This window comes from Cellulomonas persica, assembly GCF_007989825.1.
Lineage (GTDB): Bacteria > Actinomycetota > Actinomycetes > Actinomycetales > Cellulomonadaceae > Cellulomonas > Cellulomonas persica.
The window spans coordinates 103,788-120,542 of the sequence record NZ_BJUA01000008.1 but is presented as its reverse complement, the minus strand read 5'-3'; the positions used below and the strand labels follow the sequence as shown (position 1 = coordinate 120,542).

At 73.6% G+C, this 16,755-nt stretch carries 16 protein-coding genes; 9 read left to right on the top strand and 7 right to left on the bottom strand.

Features of this window, described 5'->3' with window-relative positions:
* The first annotated feature begins 166 nt into the window (after positions 1–166).
* The 5 genes from CPE01_RS09745 to CPE01_RS09725 all read left to right on the top strand — a co-directional run bounded on the left by CPE01_RS09745 (position 167) and on the right by CPE01_RS09725 (position 4,840).
* Positions 167–1,261, top strand: a complete 1,095-nt coding sequence (locus CPE01_RS09745) for an iron-siderophore ABC transporter substrate-binding protein (RefSeq protein WP_146806452.1) — start codon at positions 167–169, stop codon at positions 1,259–1,261.
* Positions 1,258–2,313: a FecCD family ABC transporter permease gene (locus tag CPE01_RS09740; protein ID WP_146806451.1), complete on the top strand. Its 1,056-nt coding sequence runs from the start codon at positions 1,258–1,260 to the stop codon at positions 2,311–2,313. The genes CPE01_RS09745 and CPE01_RS09740 overlap by 4 nt, the downstream gene beginning before the upstream one ends.
* Positions 2,310–3,386: a FecCD family ABC transporter permease gene (locus CPE01_RS09735; RefSeq protein WP_371861992.1), complete on the top strand. Its 1,077-nt coding sequence runs from the start codon at positions 2,310–2,312 to the stop codon at positions 3,384–3,386. The genes CPE01_RS09740 and CPE01_RS09735 overlap by 4 nt, the downstream gene beginning before the upstream one ends.
* Positions 3,383–4,234 carry an ABC transporter ATP-binding protein gene (locus tag CPE01_RS09730; RefSeq protein ID WP_246783847.1) on the top strand — a complete coding sequence of 284 codons (852 nt, stop codon included), beginning with the start codon at positions 3,383–3,385 and terminating at the stop codon, positions 4,232–4,234. Before CPE01_RS09735 ends, CPE01_RS09730 begins: the two co-directional genes overlap by 4 nt.
* An 87-nt stretch (positions 4,235–4,321) precedes the next feature.
* Positions 4,322–4,840, top strand: coding sequence for a PH domain-containing protein (locus CPE01_RS09725; protein ID WP_146806450.1), 519 nt, complete (start codon positions 4,322–4,324; stop codon positions 4,838–4,840).
* Between the two features lie 107 nt (positions 4,841–4,947).
* Here CPE01_RS09725 and CPE01_RS09720 read toward each other — a convergent pair whose 3' ends face one another.
* A complete protein-coding gene (locus CPE01_RS09720) occupies positions 4,948–6,072 on the bottom strand; it encodes a GuaB3 family IMP dehydrogenase-related protein (protein WP_146806449.1) in 1,125 nt (374 codons plus the stop codon).
* Between the two features lie 197 nt (positions 6,073–6,269).
* Here CPE01_RS09720 and CPE01_RS09715 point away from each other — a divergent pair, with 197 nt between their 5' ends.
* A complete protein-coding gene (locus CPE01_RS09715) occupies positions 6,270–7,031 on the top strand; it encodes an exonuclease domain-containing protein (protein ID WP_146806448.1) in 762 nt (253 codons plus the stop codon).
* A 148-nt stretch (positions 7,032–7,179) separates the two neighbouring features.
* Here CPE01_RS09715 and CPE01_RS16425 read toward each other — a convergent pair whose 3' ends face one another.
* The 4 genes from CPE01_RS16425 to CPE01_RS09695 all read right to left on the bottom strand — a co-directional run bounded on the left by CPE01_RS16425 (position 7,180) and on the right by CPE01_RS09695 (position 12,233).
* A complete protein-coding gene (locus CPE01_RS16425) occupies positions 7,180–8,451 on the bottom strand; it encodes a CE1 family esterase (RefSeq protein WP_222592899.1) in 1,272 nt (423 codons plus the stop codon).
* Positions 8,452–8,700: 249 nt separating this feature from the next.
* Positions 8,701–10,218 carry an IMP dehydrogenase gene (gene guaB, locus CPE01_RS09705; protein ID WP_146806447.1) on the bottom strand — a complete coding sequence of 506 codons (1,518 nt, stop codon included), beginning with the start codon at positions 10,216–10,218 and terminating at the stop codon, positions 8,701–8,703.
* A 132-nt stretch (positions 10,219–10,350) separates the two neighbouring features.
* Positions 10,351–11,022, bottom strand: a complete 672-nt coding sequence (locus CPE01_RS09700) for a response regulator transcription factor (RefSeq protein WP_146806446.1) — start codon at positions 11,020–11,022, stop codon at positions 10,351–10,353.
* A 203-nt stretch (positions 11,023–11,225) separates the two neighbouring features.
* Positions 11,226–12,233 carry a MerR family transcriptional regulator gene (locus CPE01_RS09695; RefSeq protein WP_146806445.1) on the bottom strand — a complete coding sequence of 336 codons (1,008 nt, stop codon included), beginning with the start codon at positions 12,231–12,233 and terminating at the stop codon, positions 11,226–11,228.
* Between the two features lie 382 nt (positions 12,234–12,615).
* Here CPE01_RS09695 and CPE01_RS09690 point away from each other — a divergent pair, with 382 nt between their 5' ends.
* Positions 12,616–12,921 (top strand): WhiB family transcriptional regulator, encoded by a 306-nt coding sequence (locus tag CPE01_RS09690; RefSeq protein WP_146806444.1) that lies wholly within the window; start codon positions 12,616–12,618, stop codon positions 12,919–12,921.
* A 207-nt stretch (positions 12,922–13,128) separates the two neighbouring features.
* Here CPE01_RS09690 and groES read toward each other — a convergent pair whose 3' ends face one another.
* The gene (groES, locus tag CPE01_RS09685; RefSeq protein ID WP_146806443.1) at positions 13,129–13,425 is read right to left on the bottom strand and encodes a co-chaperone GroES; all 297 of its coding nucleotides are present in this window, start codon (positions 13,423–13,425) and stop codon (positions 13,129–13,131) included.
* A gap of 244 nt (positions 13,426–13,669) precedes the next feature.
* Here groES and CPE01_RS09680 point away from each other — a divergent pair, with 244 nt between their 5' ends.
* Positions 13,670–14,881 (top strand): THUMP-like domain-containing protein, encoded by a 1,212-nt coding sequence (locus CPE01_RS09680; RefSeq protein WP_146806442.1) that lies wholly within the window; start codon positions 13,670–13,672, stop codon positions 14,879–14,881.
* On the top strand, positions 14,881–16,017 hold the full coding sequence (locus CPE01_RS09675; RefSeq protein WP_146806441.1) for a glutamate--cysteine ligase: 1,137 nt from the start codon (positions 14,881–14,883) through the stop codon (positions 16,015–16,017). Before CPE01_RS09680 ends, CPE01_RS09675 begins: the two co-directional genes overlap by 1 nt.
* Before the next feature lie 27 nt (positions 16,018–16,044).
* Here the strand turns inward: CPE01_RS09675 and CPE01_RS09670 are convergent, their stop codons facing one another.
* Positions 16,045–16,632: a hypothetical protein gene (locus tag CPE01_RS09670; RefSeq protein WP_146806440.1), complete on the bottom strand. Its 588-nt coding sequence runs from the start codon at positions 16,630–16,632 to the stop codon at positions 16,045–16,047.
* Positions 16,633–16,755 lie beyond the last annotated feature (123 nt).

Here is a 16,755-nt window from a genome sequence, read left to right as displayed (position 1 = left end):
GCAGCCGCGACGTCGGGTGCCGTCGGTGTGACGCGGACGACGTTGGCGTGCACGACGAGCAGGACTAAGGTGAGGCTCGCCTAAGCGAACGAGCCGGAGGTCGACGACCGACCGGCCGCCCCCGCCGGGCCGATGACACGAGCAGCTTCCCACCGTGAGGATCCTCATGAGCTCCGCTCTCCCGCGCGCCCGTCGGCGCGCCCTGCGTCCCCTGCAGTACGCCGCCGTCGTGGCCGCCACGGCGCTCGCCCTGACCGCGTGCGGGTCCGACGGCCCCACCGGTGGCGACGCCACCGCCGGCGGGTCCACCCCCACCGCGGACGCGCCGGCCGCGGACCTGTTCCCCGTCACGATCCCGAACACGTTCGGCGCGACGACGGTCGAGTCCAAGCCCGAGCGGGTCGCGACGGTCAACTGGGGCAACCACGACGTGCCGATCGCGCTCGGCATCGTGCCCGTCGGCATCCAGAAGTCGACGTACGGCGACGACGACACCGACGGCGTCCTGCCGTGGACGTTCGAGGCGCTCGAGGCCATCGGCGGCACGGACGAGAACCTGCCCACGCTGTTCGACGAGACCGCCGGCATCCCGTTCGAGTCGGTCGCCAACACCGAGCCCGACGTGATCCTCGCGGCCTACTCGGGCCTGTCCAAGGAGGACTGGACGACGCTGCAGGGCATCGCGCCGACCGTCTCGTACCCGAACGCGGCCTGGGGCACGAACTGGCGGGACATGGCGCTGATCGACGGCCAGGCGCTCGGCCTCGCCGACGAGGCGCAGGCGCTGATCGACGACGTCGAGGCGACGATCGCCGAGGGCCTCGCGGCGCGCCCCGACATCGAGGGCAAGACGTTCGCATACGTCTGGATCGACCAGGCGAACGCCAGCAAGATCTCGCTGTACACCCCGCTGGACTCGCGCGTGCAGCTCGTCAACGACCTCGGCATGACGGACGCCCCGTCGGTCGTCGACCTCGCGAGCGACACGGACGCGTTCTACGTGGAGCTGTCTGCCGAGCAGGCCGACGTGCTGTCCGACGTCGACGTCCTGGTCGCCTACGGCGACGACAGCACGCTCGCGGCGCTGCAGGCCGACCCGCTGCTGAGCAAGATCCCGGCCGTCGCGCGCGGCTCGGTCGCGGTGGTCCCGGACGCCACGCCGCTCGCCGCGGCCACGTCCGGCCCGACGATCCTGTCCGTCCCGTGGGCGCTGGACGACTACCTCGACCTGTTCCAGGCGGCGGCCGAGAAGGTCGGATGACCCTCGCGCCGTCCGCAGCGACCCCGACCCGCCCCGCACCGGGGCGGGTCGGGTCGCTGCACCGTCGGCGCGTCACGGGTCTCGTCCTGTGCGTGCTCGCGGTCGCCGTCGCGGTCGTGTGCTCGCTCGCGTTCGGCTCGCGCGTCGTCGGCTGGTCCGACGTGGTCGCGGGCGTGCTGCACCCCGACACCGACGACATCGCGCAGGCGGCCGTGCAGTCGCGCGTCCCGCGCACGGTGCTCGGCCTGCTCGTCGGCGCGGCGCTCGGGCTCGCCGGCGCGGTGATGCAGGGCCTCACCCGCAACCCGCTCGCCGACCCCGGTCTGCTGGGGGTGAGCTCGGGCGCCTCGCTGTTCGTCGTGCTGGGCATCGCGTGGTTCGGGATGTCGCAGCTCACGCAGTACATCTGGGTCGCGTTCCTGGGCGCCGCGCTCGCCTCGCTGCTCGTGTACGCGATCGGCTCGATGGGCCGCGAGGGGGCGACGCCGCTCAAGCTCGCGCTCGCCGGCGCGGCGACCAGCGCCGCGCTGGTCTCGATGGTCTCGATGGTGCTGCTCACGCGCACCGACGTGCTCGACACGTTCCGGTTCTGGCAGGTCGGCTCGCTCGGCCGCGCGTCGTTCGCCGAGATCGGCCAGGTCGTGCCGTTCCTCGTCGTCGGGGCGGTGCTCGCGGTCGGCTGCGCACGCGGCATGGACGCGATCGCGCTGGGCGACGAGGTGGCCACCGGGCTCGGGCAGCGGCTCGGGCTCGTGCGCGCGGTGGGCGCGACCTCGACGGTCCTGCTGTGCGGCGCAGCCGTCGCGATCGCCGGGCCGATCGGCTTCGTCGGGCTCGTCATGCCGCACCTCGCGCGCCGGTACACCGGCCCGAGCCACCGCTGGCTGCTTCCCTACTCCGCCGCGCTGGGCGCCGCGCTGCTGCTGGTCGCCGACGTCGTCGGGCGCGTCGTCGCCCGGCCGCAGGAGATCGAGGTCGGGATCGTCACCGCGCTGCTCGGTGCACCGGTGTTCATCGCGATCATCCGCCGGCAGAAGGTGCGTGACCTGTGACCACCGTGCTGGACCGGCCGTCGTCGCCGGGCGGGGCACCCGAGGAGGCGCCCGGGGCGCTCGTCGCCGCGGGTCGTCGCACGCGCACCCGCCGCCGGCGCGCCGTGCTGACTGCGCTCGCGGTGCTGCTGCTCGCGGTCGTCGTCGTGACCCTGTGCGTCGGCGAGCGCACGTACAGCCCGCTCGTCGTGCTGCGGGTGCTGCTCGGCGAGCAGGTCCCCGGCGCGAGCTTCACGATCGGCACGCTGCGCACGCCGCGGATGCTGACCGGTCTGCTCGTCGGGATCGGCTTCGGCATGGGCGGCGTCGTCTTCCAGACCATGCTGCGCAACCCGCTCGCGAGTCCCGACATCATCGGGATCAGCGCGGGCTCGAGCGCCGCCGCCGTGGTCGCCATCACGACGTTCGGGCTCAGCGGCGCTGCGCTCTCGGGCGTCGCGGTGGTCGCGGGCGTCGCGGTGGCGGGCGCGATCTACGCGCTGTCCTGGCGTCGCGGCGTGCAGGGCGCTCGTCTGATCCTCGTCGGGATCGCCGTGGGCGCGATGCTGGACTCCGTCATCAGCTACGCCATGACACGCGCGGGCGTGTACGACGCGAACGAGGCGCTGCGCTGGCTCACCGGCAGCCTCAACTCGGCGTTCTGGCCCGTGGTCGGGCCGCTCGCGCTCGCGACGGCCGTGCTCGTCCCCGCGTTGCTCGTGCTCTCACGCCACCTCGCCGCGCTGCAGCTCGGCGACGACACCGCGGCCGCGCTCGGCGTGCGACCCGACCGCGCGCGCCTGTCGCTGCTCCTGGTCGCGGTCGCGCTCGTCGCCGTGGCGACGGCAGCGGCCGGGCCCATCGCGTTCGTCGCGTTCCTGTCCGGGCCGATCGCCCACCGGCTGATCCGCGGCACGGGGTCGCTGCTGGTCCCCGCCGCGCTCGTGGGCGCGCTGCTCGTCCTCGTCGGCGACTTCGCCGGTCAGCACCTGCTCGGGTCGCGCTTCCCGGTCGGCGTCGTGACCGGCGTCCTCGGTGCGCCCTACCTGCTCTGGCTCCTGGCCAGGACCAACCGTTCGGGAGGAAGCCTGTGAACGACACGTCGCGCAGCGCGGTGCACACGCTCGCGGTCGAGGCCGCCACGATCGGCTACGACGACCGCGTCGTCGTGCACGACATGACGCTCGAGATCCCGGCCGGCCGGATCACGACGATCGTCGGCGCGAACGCGTGCGGCAAGTCGACCCTGCTGCGCGCCATGGCGCGTCTCCTGCGCGTCAAGGCCGGTCGCGTGCTGCTCGACGGCACCCCGATCGACGCGATCGGCTCGCGCGAGGTCGCGACCGTGCTCGGCCTGCTCCCCCAGACGCCCGTGAGCCCCGAGGGCATCGCGGTCGCGGACCTCGTCGGGCGGGGCCGCTACCCGCACCAGGGCTGGTTCCGCCGCTGGACCGCCCAGGACGAGGCCGCGGTGCAGACCGCGCTCGTCGCCACGGACATCCTCGACCTGGCCGACCGGCCCGTCGACGAGCTCTCCGGCGGCCAGCGCCAGCGGGTGTGGATCGCGATGGCGCTCGCGCAGGAGACCGACGTGCTCCTGCTCGACGAGCCCACGACGTTCCTCGACGTCGCGCACCAGGTCGACGTGCTCGACCTGCTCACCGACCTCAACCGGTCGCGCGGCACGACGATCGTCATGGTCCTGCACGACCTCAACCTCGCCGCGCGCTACACCGACCACCTCGTCGCCCTGCGCGAGGGACGCCTCGTCGCGCAGGGCGCTCCTGCGGACGTCGTGACCCCCGAGCTCGTCGCCGAGGTGTTCGGCATGACCGCGCAGGTGATCGACGATCCCGTCTCCGGGACGCCGCTCGTCGTGCCCGTCGGGCGGCACCACGCGAGCGACGGCACGACCCGACGCCTGCGCGAGATCGTCGTCTGACCTGCTCGTTCACCGGTTCGGCGGCAAGCGGCCCTACGCGGCCCCGCGACGTGGGATGCTGCGCGTGACCGGACGCGAGGAGGACCCGTGGCTTACCCGATGGACGTGCTGACCGACGACGAGGTGGTCGTGGTGCACAAGCACCCGCACATCAAGGCGCTCATCGGACCGGGCCTCGTCCTGCTCGTCGCCACCGCGCTCGGCGCGTGGGGGCTGCTGTGGTCGACCGGCGACTCCGTGAGCGACACGACGGCGACCGTCGTGGGCATCGGGATCGGCGTGGTGTGGCTCGCGGCCCTCGTCTGGTTCGTGGTGAGGTTCGTCAGCTGGCGCACGACGCACTTCGTCATCACCGACCGTCGCGTGATGTTCCGCCAGGGCATCATCACGCGCTCGGGCATCGACATCCCCGTGCTGCGCATCAACAGCGTGCAGTTCCGGCACGGCCTGGTCGACCGGATCCTGCGCACCGGGACGCTGATCGTCGAGTCGGCGTCCGACGACCCGCTGGAGTTCGACGACATCCCGCGCGTCGAGAAGGTGCATGCGCTGCTCTACGCGCGCCTCGACGACCGCCTGGACGACGACGAGCCCACGCCGCGCTGAGCCGGCACCCGCACACGCTCCACCCGACGCAGACCCGCCAGACGCAGACGCGCCAGACGCAGAACCGCCCCGCCGACCGTCGGTCAGCGGGGCGGATCCGTCACAGGTCAGCGCGGCTGGTACGGCGAGAGCACGACCTCGACGCGCTGGAACTCCTTGAGGTCGGAGTAGCCGGTCGTCGCCATGGCGCGACGCAGCGCACCGATGAGGTTGAGCGTGCCGTCGGCGGTGCGGCCCGGGCCGAACAGGATCTGCTCGAGCGTCCCGGACGTGCCGACCTCGACACGCTCCCCGCGCGGCAGGTGCGAGTGGTGCGCCTCGGGGCCCCAGTGGAAGCCGCGGCCCGGCGCCTCGTCGGCGCGCGCGAGCGCGGCACCGAGCATCACGGCGTCCGCACCGCACGCGATCGCCTTGACCAGGTCGCCCGAGCGCCCGACGCCCCCGTCGGCGATGACGTGCACGTAGCGGCCACCCGACTCGTCGAGGTAGTCGCGACGCGCGGCCGCGACGTCCGCGACGGCCGTCGCCATGGGCGCGTGGATGCCCAGCGAGACGCGCGTCGTGTGCGCCGCGCCGCCGCCGAACCCGACGAGCACGCCCGCCGCACCCGTGCGCATGAGGTGCAGCGCCGCGGTGTACGTGGACGCGCCGCCGACGATCACGGGCACGTCGAGCTCGTAGATGAAGCGCTTGAGGTTGAGCGGCTCCGCGTTGCCCGAGACGTGCTCGGCGGAGACCGTGGTGCCGCGGATGACGAACAGGTCGACGCCCGCGTCGACGACCGTGCGCCAGTGCTCCTGCGTGCGCTGCGGCGACAGCGCGCCGGCGACCGTCACGCCCGCGGCCCGGATCTCCTTGAGCCGCGCGGTGATGAGCTCCGGCTGGATCGGTGCGGCGTAGATCTCCTGCATGCGCGCCGTCGCGCGGGCCGGGTCGAGCGCCGCGATCTCCGTGAGGAACGGGGTCGGGTCCTCGTACCGGGTCCACAGGCCCTCGAGATCGAGGACGCCGAGGCCGCCCAGGTTCCCGAGTGCGACCGCCGTGGCGGGGCTCATCACGGAGTCCATGGGCGCGGCCACGACCGGGAGGTCGAAGTGGTAGGCGTCGATCTGCCAGCCGACGGAGACGTCCTGCGGGTCACGCGTGCGCCGCGAGGGCACCACCGCGATGTCGTCGAAGGAGTAGGCACGCCGTCCGCGCTTGCCACGGCCGATCTCGATCTCGTTGCTCACCCCCGAGCCTACCGGCGCGACGGACGGGACCGGATGCGCGAGCCGGGCACGTGGCGCAGGTCGACACGTTCCGGGCACCGCGGTGCGGATGCGCCGCGGGTGTGGGCGCGCGGTGGGATGCTGCGCCGATGAACGGCACGAGTCGGGACACGGCGACGCGGGACACGACGACGGACGCAGCGACGCGGGACGCAGCAATGCGGGACGCAGCGCGGCGGGACGCAACTCGGTGGGACGCGGCGAGCTGGGCCAAGGTCCCCCTGCTCGGCTTCGACACGGAGACGACGGGCGTCGACGTCCGCCGGGACCGGGTCGTCAGCGCGGCCCTCGTCCGACGCGACGCCACCGGGAGCCACGTGCGCACGTGGCTGATCGACCCGGGCATCGAGATCCCCGCGGCCGCGGGCGCGATCCACGGGCTGACGACCGAGCACGTGCGGGCGCACGGCGCCGAGCCGGGCCCGGCGCTCGACGAGATCGCCGACGAGATCGCGGCGGCGCTGCTGGGCGGCAGCGCGCTCGTGGCCTACAACGCCGACTTCGACCTCGCGGTGCTCGATGCCGAGCTCGAGCGCCACGGACGGGCCCCGCTCGCGCAGCGGCTCGGTGGCGCGGTGCGCCCGGTGCTCGACCCGATGGTCCTCGACCGCATGGCCGACCCGACGCGCGAGGGCGGGCGCCGGCTCGTCGACCTGTGCGAGCACCACGACGTGGTCACCGGACTGCTGCACACCGCCGACGCCGACGCGCTCGCGACCCTCGACGTCCTCGAGCGCGTCATCTCCGCGTCGCCCGCGCTGGCCGCCGCCGGACCGCAGGAGCTGCACGACCGGCAGGCCGTCGCCGTCGCGGCCTGGCGCGCTGCCTACCACGCCCGCAAGGCCGCCGAGGCGGCGCAGTCCGTGCTCGACGCCCTCATGGCGCTGCCCGGCTCGGCGCCCGTGCTCACCACGCCCTGACACGCGCGCGGCGGCAGCAGGGCCCGGCGGGAAGGGGCCCTGCTGCCGCCGCGTGCTGACGAGCCGCCGTCCGCGCCGCGGGTCGCCGCCCGCGCCGACCCGGACGCGGACGGCGTCCCGTGCGGGTGCCGGCGTCAGCCTGTGCCGGTCACCTGCCCGCGCACGCCACTGCCGGCGTGCTCGGGGAACCCGTGCCGATGAAACCGACCGTCGTGGAGCCCGACGGCGCGAGCGCACCGTTCCAGGACGCGTTCGTGGCGGTCGCGCGCGACCCGCTCACGCTCAGGTCGCCGCCCCACAGCTGCGAGATGCCCTGCCCGCCCGCGAGGTCCCAGGTGAGCGTCCAGCCCCTGACCCCGGCCGAACCGGCGGTCACGCTGATCTCCCCCTGGTAGCCGCCCGGCCACGAGTTGACCGTGCGGTACGCGGCCACGCACCCGCCGGTCGGCGGCGTCGTCGGCCCGGACGTGGGCGTCGGGGTCGGCGTCGAGGTCGGGGTCGGCGTCGGGGTCGGCGTCGGGGTCGGCGTCGGGGTCGGGGTCGGCGTCTGGGTCGTCGACGTCAGCGACGTGAAGAACCGCCACACCTCACCCGGGACCCACGACTGGCCCTGCCCGCGGTCCCGCGCGGCCCACGCGTGCCCGCCGTCGAACGCGAACCACTCGACCGGGTAGCCGTCGCGGCACTGGTAGGCCGTCCGCGTGTGCGTGCCGCTGCCGGGTGCGGGTTCGGGCGCGTTCTGCGCGGTGCAGCCGTTGTTCCGCAGTGCACGGTCGCGCAGCTGGCGACCCATCGAGATGTTGAGCACGTCGTCGCTCACGCCGTGCGAGCCGAGGAACGCGATGGGCTGCGTGCCGCCGTCGCAGCCGGACAGCTGCGCGCCGTTGAGGATGGCCACGGCTCGGAACACGTTGGCCCGCGCGCACGCGATCGCGTTGCTCATGCCACCGCCGTAGCTGAAGCCGAGTGCGAACCGCTGCGTGGTGTCGACGCACAGGGTCGACTCGACGCGCTGCAGGATGGCGTCGATGAACGCCAGGTCCCGACCGTTGGTGTTGGGCCAGGCGTCGTCGATGCCCTGCGGCGCCACGAAGATCGTCGTGTTGTTCGAGAGCGGCTTCAGGCCGTAGTAGTTCTCGTTGACCACGTCGCTCGACTTGCCGTACCACCAGTGGATGCCGACCACGAGCCGGTACGGCTTGTTGCGGTCGTAGCCGGCCGGCACGTCGAGCCGGAACGTGCGGTTCTGGCCGCCGCTCTGGATGGTGTGCTCACCCGTGGAGAGGTTCGGCGTGGTGCCGCACCCGCTCGTCGTGGCGGCGCTCGTCGGCGCCGCCGCCACCGTCAAGGACCCGAGCACGAGGGCGAGTGCTGCCAGCAGCCCCGCTCCCGCTCGTCGGACCGGTCGTCCGTAGGACACCCCTGCTCCTTCCGTCGCGCACGCGCCGCACCGCAGCGTGCGAGGGCTGCGCCGCCGGATGAGCGCGCTCACATGGGGTGGGCACCCGGTCCGGCGTCGTCGAGATGGAGGACGGTATCCACGGCTCGTCGAGCCGTCCCAGGGCTGAAACGTTGAGGCTCGGACCGGCACCGGTCCCGGCGTGCGCAGACGCACGACGGCGGCCGCCCCGAGCCCGGGGACGACCGCCGTCGTTCGCGTGGCGTGAGGTCAGCGACGCGAGGAGTAGTTCGGCGCCTCGACCGTCATCTGGATGTCGTGCGGGTGCGACTCCTTGAGCCCCGCCGCGGTGATCCGCACGAACTTCCCGCGCTGCTGCAGCTCGGGGATGGTGTGCGCGCCGACGTAGAACATCGACTGGTGCAGGCCGCCGATGAGCTGGTGCGCGACGGCCGCGAGCGGGCCGCGGTAGGGCACCTGGCCCTCGATGCCCTCGGGCACGATCTTCTCGTCGGAGGCCACGTCCGCCTGGAAGTAGCGGTCCTTGGAGTACGAGATGCGACCGCGCGAGGCCATCGCCCCGAGCGAGCCCATGCCGCGGTAGTGCTTGAACTGCTTGCCGTTGACGAACACGAGGTCGCCGGGCGACTCCTCGCAGCCGGCGAGCAGCGAGCCGAGCATGACCGTGTCCGCACCCGCGACGAGCGCCTTGGCGATGTCGCCCGAGTACTGCAGGCCGCCGTCGCCGATCACGGGCACGCCCGCGGGCTTGCACGCGAGCGACGCGTCGTAGATCGCGGTCACCTGCGGCACGCCGACGCCCGCGACGACGCGCGTCGTGCAGATCGAGCCCGGACCCACGCCGACCTTGACGGCGTCGACACCCGCGTCGACGAGCGCCTGGGCACCCTCGCGCGTCGCGACGTTGCCGCCGATGACCTGCACGTGCCGCGTCGCCGGGTCGGACTTGAGGCGCCGGACCATGTCGAGCATGAGGCGCGCGTGACCGTTCGCCGTGTCGACGACGAGCACGTCGGCGCCCGCCTCGGTGAGCGCGGTCGCGCGCTCCCACGCGTCGCCGAAGAACCCGATCGCGGCACCCACGACGAGGCGCCCCTCGCTGTCCTTGGTCGACAGCGGGTACTGCTCGGACTTCACGAAGTCCTTGACCGTGATGAGGCCGCGCAGCACGCCCGCGGCGTCGACCAGCGGCAGCTTCTCGATCTTGTGCTTGGCGAGCAGCGCCGCGGCGTCGTCCCGCTCGATGCCCACGGGCGCGGTCACGAGCGGCATGGGCGTCATGACCTCGCGCACGCGGCGCGTCTCGAACTCGCCCGGCGGCACGAACCGCAGGTCGCGGTTGGTGATGATGCCCAGCAGGCGACGCTCGCCGTCGACGACCGGCAGACCGGACACCCGGTACTGCCCGCACAGCTCGTCGAGCTCGGCCAGCGTCGCGTCGGGACCGACCGTCACCGGGTCGGACACCATCCCGGACTCCGACCGCTTGACGCGATCCACCTGGTGCGCCTGGTCGGCGATCGACAGGTTCCGGTGCAGGATGCCGACACCGCCCTGGCGGGCCATCGCGATCGCCATGCGCGACTCGGTGACCGTGTCCATCGCGGCGGACAGCAGGGGCACGCGCACGTCGATCTCGCGCGTGAGCCGGGAGGTCGTGTCGACCTCGCTCGGGATGACGTCGGTCTCCCCCGGGAGCAGGAGGACGTCGTCGTACGTGAGGCCGATCCTCGAGAAGGGGTCGGCCGGCGAGTCGGGTCCCGTCATCCGATCAGGATACGTCGACCGGGATGGTGCTCCGCGGTCCCGTCCAGGCGCCGGGACCGTCCGGTTCGTCACCCCGGGAAGAAGCGAGCGCGCCACGACGAGGGTCGTGACGCGCCCGCGAGGCACGGCAGGTCAGCGGATCAGCCCGCCCCGCAGCCCGATCGCCACGGCCTGGGCGCGGTCGTTCGCGCCGAGCTTGCGGAACAGGCGCCGCGCGTGGGTCTTGACGGTGTCCTCCGAGAGGAACAGCTCGGCGCCGATCTGAGCGTTCGAGCGGCCGTTGCTCATCCCGACGAGCACCTCGATCTCACGCTTCGTGAGCGTGACCGCGGGACGCACGGGCTCCTCGGGCGCGGCAACGGGCGCGAGCTCGCCGTCGGACGACGGCACGGACGGACGCGGCACGTCGACGACCGCGCGCTGGCTGCCTGTGAGCACGGGGCTCGCCAGGACGTGCGCGGCGACGGCGGACAGCTCGGCGCGGCCCACATCGGGCGCGAGGAAGCCGCGGGCACCGAGCGCGAGCGCCCGGTCGAGCGCCGCGGAGTCGTCGGGCTGGGCGAGCAGGACCACCGCGACGCCGGGCGCCACGGCACGCAGGCGGCGGATGGCCTCACCCGCACCGGGCGCCGGGATGTGCGCGTCGAGCAGCACGACCGTCGGCGGGACGCGACGCGCGTGGGCGAGCAGCTCGTCCACCGTGGCCGCTGCACGCACCGGGCTCAGCGTCGGCACTCCGATCGATGTCACGACCAGTCGCTCGCGCACTGCGGTCGAGGCATGACAGACGACCACCCCTGCCATGGTGTCCTCCTTCTAGCGGCGTTCCCTTCGGGCCTTCGTTGTGCTATCGGCCACTCGGAAGTGCGACGTTAGCGGCTCCGAGCGGGGTGCGGGTGCGCACACACGGGGCGCTTCGTGCTCAGGTGGACACCTCTGGGCGAAATGACACGGTCCGACACCGCCCCAAATCCCCCGTGCTCACCCGGCGAGCGGCGCCCGAGAGTTCACCCGTTCGGAGCACGCACGGCCACCGCGAGAACCTCGTGCAGGAGCCCGCGGAACGTGCGCGAGCGAGCCACGGACGACCCCGCTGGCACGTCCGTCGCCCCGTCGGGCAGCATGACGAACTGCGCGAGCGACGGGTGCGCCCGGGCGATCTCGGCGACGTGGCTCAGGTCGACGTCGGCCCGGCGGGACACCGTCACGACCGCACCGGGCCGGGTCATCACGACGAGCTCGAGCGCGTGGTGCACGCTCGTCGGTCCCCCGACGGCGCGCGCGTCGATGCCGGCGGCGACGAGCGCCGCGGCCAGCGCGTGCACGAGCAGGGGTCGCTCCTGACCGCCCGGCACGAGCACGAGCACGACGCCGCCGCCGCGCGGCGCGGGCGGCAGCCAGTCGCGCAGCGCGTCGACGGCCGCGGCTCGCACCGTGAGTGCCGCGTCGGCGCCCGGGCGGTCGACGACGGTGCGGCGGCTGAGCTCGGTCAGGGCGGGCTCGAGCAGCTCGGTCCACCACCGTTCGAGCTCCTGGGTCCCGGCGCCGTGCGCGAGGGACACGATCGCGCGGCACGTCGCGGCGTCGTCCTCGAGCGCGGCGTCCACCAGCGCGGTCGGCGTGCCCACGACCGCAGCCGCCACCGCGCGGCCTCGGACGGGTGACACCGCGGCTCGACGTCCGGTCCCCGCCGCGGGCACGTCGACGTCCGCGACGCTCGCGATCCGCGCGGCGTCCCCGGGCGCGACGCCGTCGAGGGTCAGCCGGCGCATGACGAGCAGCCGCTCGACGTCGGCGACCGAGTAGCGCCGGTGCGACCCGGCCGAGCGCTCGGACGGCCCGAGCCCGTAGCGACGGTCCCACGTGCGCAGCGTCGCGGGGGCGACCCCGAGGCGCGCGGCGACCGCCGCGACCGTCAGGGGTGCGGCGTGGTGCACGGGGGCAGCGACCTCGGGGGTGGGGTCGCCGTCGTCGTGCTCGGGCACGACTGAGCCGTCGTCCGGCGACAAGGTCATGGCGCGATTCTGCCAGCCCGAACGCGTCAGGATCGCGCGCGGCAACTCGGATCGCGTCACCCGATCGTGTCAAATCGGGACAAGGATGGGCAGCAGATCGCGTCAACGACCATCTTGCGAACGACTCTTGACCGGATTCTGGCGCGGTTGTAGCGTCTGGTCACACGTCGCGACGAGGTAGGTCCGACGGCTCTTGACAACACGAACCTGGTACCACGCACCACCGGCGGCTCCCGACACCACGAGCCGGCACACAGCAGCACCTCACCGCCTGAAGCACCGAGCAGCACCGCATCACGCAGCACCCTGACGAGCACCGCCTGCATCACTGCAGCCAACCGATCGCCCGGATCCGCAGCCGGACGACCGACGAGGAGGACCCATGGCCGAGATCTCGCGCTTGCCCGGACCCGTGATGGACCTGTGGGAGTGGCAGTTCGAAGGAGCCTGCCGCGACGCAGACCAGGACCTGTTCTTCCACCCCGAGGGCGAGCGCGGGTCGGCTCGCCGTCGTCGCGCCGAGGCCGCCAAGGCCGTGTGCGCCACGTGCCCCGTGATCGAGCAGTGCCGTGAGCAGTCGCTCGCGGTCCGCGAGCCCTACGGCGTCTGGGGCGGGCTGTCGGAGGACGAGCGAGCGGCGCTGCTCGCCCAGCGCGGCCGCACCGTCGTCGCCCGCACCACGGCCTGACCTGCACCACGGCCTGACTGCACCACGGCCTGACCGCACCACGGCCTGCTGCGCCACTGCGTGACCTGAACCACCCGGCCGTCACGGCCGGACCCGGCGCTCACCGCGCCCCACAGCTCCGGACCCACCGGGGAACCACGAAGGCCCCCGTCCAGCAGGACGGGGGCCTTCGCGTCGTCCGACCCGCTCACGCGGGCCGGCGCAGGATCACTTGACGACGACCGCCAGGACGTCGCGCGCCGAGAGGATGAGGTACTCCTCGCCGGCGTACTTGACCTCGGTGCCGCCGTACTTCGAGTAGATGACCTTGTCACCGACAGCGACGTCGAGCGGGACGCGGTTGCCCTTGTCGTCGATCCGACCCGGACCGATCGCGAGGACCTCGCCCTCCTGGGGCTTCTCCTTGGCGGAGTCCGGGATGACCAGACCCGAGGCCGTCGTCGTCTCCGCCTCCAGGGGCTTCACGACGATCCGGTCCTCGAGCGGCTTGATGGAGACCGACACTGCGGACCTCCCCTTCGCGTGTGTTGAGTGGTTCCGTGGGGTCGCGCTCAGCCACCGTCGTCGCGGGTGCCGGAGACCTGGCGCGCTGGCACACTCGAAGCGAGAGTGCCAGTTCCTCACTCTAGGAACCGCCTGGCACTCGGTCAAGGTGAGTGCTAATCCTCCGCGACGGGCGTCGGCCTGATCCGTCCGCGACGACCGTGCAGGTCCCGCGCACCACCCCGCGGGTGCAAGGATCGCCGTCATGGATGCCGACGGCCTCAGCCGGCTGCTCACCCCGGACGGGTGGGCGCTGCTGTCCGCCCTGCCGCCGTACGACGAGCGCCTCGCGATGCCGCTGGGCGAGCGCCTGCGCGCCGAGGGGCTGCACCCCTCGCTCGTCGCGGCCGCGCTCACGCAGTCGCGGCTGCGGGGCAAGGCGCGCGCCAAGCTCGGCGACTTCGCCGACGGCATGCTCTTCACCCCCGCGGGGCTCGAGCAGGCCACCCGCCTCGAGGTCGGCGCGCACCACGCGCGTCGGTACCGCGACGCGGGACTCGCGCACGTCGCGGACCTCACGTGCGGCATCGGCGCGGACGCGCTCGCGTTCGCCGGGGTCGGCCTGCGCGTCACGGCCGCCGAGCTCGACGAGATGACCGCGGCGATCGCCACCGTGAACCTGCGCCACTTCCCCGAGGTCGAGGTGCGGCACACCGACGGGCTCACGCTCGACCTCACGGGCGTCGACGGTGTGTACGCCGACCCGGCCCGCCGCGCCGGCGGCTCACGCGTCTTCGACCCCGCGGCGTACGCGCCGCCCCTGGACGCGGTCCTCGCCGTCCGCGAGCGCGTCCCCGCGCTCGGCCTCAAGCTCGGCCCGGGCATCGCACACCGCGACCTGCCCGACGACGCGCGGGCGCAGTGGGTCTCGGTCGACGGGGACGTCGTCGAGCTGGGGCTCTGGTTCGGTCCGCTCGCACCCGAGGGGCCGGGCCGGTCGGCGCTCGTGCTCGTCGGCGGGCAGCCGCACGTCCTCGCGCCCGACGAGGTCGCGCACGCGCACGTCGGTGAGGTCGGCACGTACCTGTACGAGCCCGACGGCGCGGTCATCCGCGCGGGCCTGGTCGGCGACGTCGCGCTCGAGGTGCGGGGCAGACTCGTCGACCCCACCATCGCCTACGTGACGTCCGACGAGCTCGCGGCGACCCCGTTCGCGACGGCCTACCGGGTGCTGGACCGGATGCCGTTCGGGCTCAAGCGCCTGCGCACCTACCTGCGCGAGCGCGGCGTCGGACGCCTCACGATCAAGAAGCGCGGCACGGCCGTCGTGCCCGAGCAGCTGCGCCGCCAGCTCGACCTGCGCGGCGACGCGACGGGCACGATCGTCCTCACGCGCGTCGCCGGTCACCAGACCGTCCTCGTCGTCGAGCCCGTCGGGGACGAGGTCACGAGCACGAACGCTCCGGGAGGCTCCTGATGGCCGCACCCGTCCCGCTGCCGTTCGCGCACAGCGAGCGGTCGACCGTGGGCCTGGAGTGGGAGGTCGCGCTCGTCGACGCCGACTCCGGCGACCTGCGCCAGGCCGCGCAGGCGATCTTCGACATCGTCGGGACCGACCACCCGAACATCACGCAGGAGCTGCTGCGCAACACGGTCGAGGTGTCGTCCGGCAAGTGCCGCACCGTCGGTGAGGCGGGCGCGGACCTCAAGCGCGCGCTCGACGAGGTCGCCGCGGCGGCCGCACCCCTGCGCATCGAGCTCATGGGCGGCGGCACGCACCCGTTCGCCCAGTGGAGCACGCAGAAGGTCAGCGACAAGCAGCGCTACGCGACCCTCATCGACCGCACGCAGTGGTGGGGTCGGCAGATGCTCATCTACGGCGTGCACGTGCACGTCGGCATCGAGGACCGCGCCAAGGTGCTGCCGATCTCGCGCGCGATGCTCACGGTCTTCGCGCACATCCAGTCGCTGTCGGCCTCGTCGCCGTTCTGGGGCGGCAAGGACACCGGGTACGCCTCGAACCGCGCGCTGCTGTTCCAGCAGCTGCCGACCGCGGGGCTGCCGTACCAGTTCGACGAGTGGGCGCAGCTCGAGCAGTACGTCGGGGACATGCTGCACACAGGCGTGATCGACCAGTTCGACGAGGTGCGCTGGGACGTGCGGCCCGCACCGCGGTTCGGCACGCTCGAGATGCGCATCGCCGACGGCGCGACGAACCTGCTCGAGGTCACCGCGATCGCAGCTCTCACCCACTGCTTCGTCGAGTACTTCTCGTCGCTCGTCGACGCGGGCGAGCCGCTGCCCTCGATGCCCACGTGGTTCGTGCAGGAGAACAAGTGGCGCTCGGCGCGCTACGGCATGGACGCGATCATCATCACGAACGGCGAGGGCGACGAGGAGCTCGTCACGGACTCGGTCGCGCACTGGCTGACCGTGCTCGCCCCGGTCGCCGAGCGCCTCGGGTGCTCGGCCGAGCTCGAGCGGGTCCGCGTGATCCTGCGCCGTGGCGCGTCCTACCAGCGCCAGCGCGCCGTCGCGCGTCGTAACGCGGGCGAGCTCGACGCGGTCGTGGCCTCGCTCGTCGCCGAGCTCCGAGCGGGCCGCCCGCTCTGACGCCGGTCCGGGAGCCGGGTGGAGGCCTCAGTCCACCGTGCGGCGCGCGGGGACCGGGTCGAGCCAGCGCCAGCTCGCGAGCACGCCCTCGGCCGCGGCCAGCAGGTGCGCGTGGTCGGGCCCGCCGACGAGCCGCACGACGAACGCCCACCCGGCGTGGTCCACGTGCAGGTCGGTCACGGTCGTCGCGAGCGCGGTCTCGACCGTGCGGCGCCACATCTGCCCCGCGGCCGTGACGATCTGCTCGACCGTCGCCGGCGCCAGGTCGTCGGGCTCGCCCCACGGGTCGCGCGCCGACGAGCGCGCGCGGTCCTCCGCGGCGGGCAGGCCGCCCGGCGGCTGCGTGGCGTCGCACGGTCGCTCGACGGGACCGAGGAGCTCGATCGTGAGCGCTCCCCCGTCGAGGTCGGCCGCGATCATCCGCGGGCCCTCGACGACCGCCTCGGCGTCCGGCACCAGGATGCCGAGGCCTGGCCGGTCGTCGCCCGCGCCCAGCGTCGCGCGGTGGACGGGCCGCACGGTCGCGGTGCGCCGCGAGCGCGGCGCGACGGCGGTCGCGATGCACCAGAAGGCGAGCACCGCCGCGGGCACGACGAGCAGCAGGTCGAGGCTCATGCCCTCCTGATCGTCAGCCCGGCGGCGATGTCGAGGAACTCCGGCTCACGGCGGCGCGGCGACCCGAGACGTCACCCGAGCGGACGAGTCGTGGCGCGCGCAACCCCGCGCGACGCACCGTCG